Origin of the sequence: Streptomyces sp. MB09-02B (genome assembly GCF_033794485.1) — a bacterium.
Classification (GTDB): domain Bacteria; phylum Actinomycetota; class Actinomycetes; order Streptomycetales; family Streptomycetaceae; genus Streptomyces.
Genome location: NZ_JARGEE010000849.1, coordinates 1 through 1,423, shown reverse-complemented (window position 1 = coordinate 1,423; position 1,423 = coordinate 1). Strand labels below are relative to the sequence as shown.

Below are 1,423 nucleotides of genomic sequence, written 5' to 3'. Positions count from 1 at the left end.
AAGGGGCAGCGCCCCTGGGGATGGGACGGGTAGGGGCGGCGGGGCCGACAGAACCCCGATCAGGTCAGGAAGTCCTGGGCGATCCGTTCGGCGACGGCCTCCAGGATCGGCCCCGGATCGGCGATGCACCGCTCCACGTCCGGCTCGACCTCGGTGAGGGGGTACGCCCGACGGATCCCGGCCCGCCCGAGCGCCGCCGGCGCCAACGCCAGCCGCCCGCAGACCGCCACGACCTCCTTGTCGGCGGCGCGCGCGGCCGCCGCGACCCCGGCGGGTGCCTTGCCGTGCAGGGTCTGCTCGTCGAGGGAGCCCTCGCCGGTGATGACGAGCGTGGCCTTCGACAGCGCCGCCGCGAAACCCAGGACGTCGAGCATCACCTCGATACCGGGCCGGAAGCGCGCACCGAGGATCAGGGCGCCGTACCCGATACCGCCGGCGGCGCCCGCGCCCGGGGCCAGGGCGTGCTCGGCGGCCCGCTCCCCGACCGTCTTCTCCAGTTCCAGGACGGCCGCGAAGTGCGTCAGCGCCGCGTCCAGCGTCGCCACCTCCTCGGGACTCGCGCCCTTCTGCGGGCCGTACACGGCCGGGGCGCCCTTCGGGCCCGTCAGCGGGTTGTCGACGTCGCTCGCGAGGACGAGGTCGACCGACGTGAGCCGCTCGTCGAGCCCGGACAGGTCCGCCGTCACCAGGTCGCGCAGGCCTCCGCCGCCGGGCCCGACGGGCTCCCCCGCCGCGTCCAGGAAGCGCGCGCCGAGCGCGGCGAGCATGCCCGCGCCGCCGTCCGTCGTGGCGCTGCCGCCGACGCCGAACACGATCGTGCGGGCGCCCTCGTCGAGCGCGGCGCGCAACAGCTCTCCGGAGCCGTACGTGGAGGCCGTGAGCGGTGCGAAGACACCGGCGGGGAGTCGCTGCAACCCGCTCGCCTCGGCCATCTCCACGACGGCCGTGTCACCGCGCAGCGCGTACGCGGCGGTGACGGGCTCACCCAGCGGCCCGGCGACCCGTACCTCACGGCGTTCGAAACCGGCCGCGACCGCCGCGGCCACCGTGCCGTCGCCGCCGTCGGCAACCGGCAGCGCCTCGACCTCCAGGTCGGGCCGGACCCGGCGCAGGCCCGCCGTGACCCGCTCGGCGACCTCGACGGCCGTCAGCGTGCCCTTGAACTTGTCCGCGGCGATCAGCACCCGCGAGTCGGTCGCTTCCGTGTCGCAGGACGTTTGCGTGTCGCCGGACGTGTTCGCGTCCCCGGACGTGTTCGCGTCCCCGGACGTGTTCGCGTCCCCGGACGTGTTCGTGTCCCCGGACATGTCGATCCCGTCCACCGCGGCGTTCGCCACCTTGCGTTCCCCTCGCTCATCGGGCCTTGCGCACGTCAAGGCAGTCGCGCCGCTGTGACCCTAACCGCCCCGGCCCCGGTACGTCA

General features: G+C 75.1%; 1 protein-coding gene. It reads right to left on the bottom strand.

Annotated elements, in window-relative coordinates; all coding sequences use genetic code 11:
* Nucleotides 1-59: 59 nt before the first annotated feature.
* Nucleotides 60-1,184 carry a glycerate kinase gene (locus P1P70_RS44585; RefSeq protein ID WP_319248199.1) on the bottom strand — a complete coding sequence of 375 codons (1,125 nt, stop codon included), beginning with the start codon at nucleotides 1,182-1,184 and terminating at the stop codon, nucleotides 60-62.
* Between the last annotated feature and the right edge of the window lie 239 nt (nucleotides 1,185-1,423).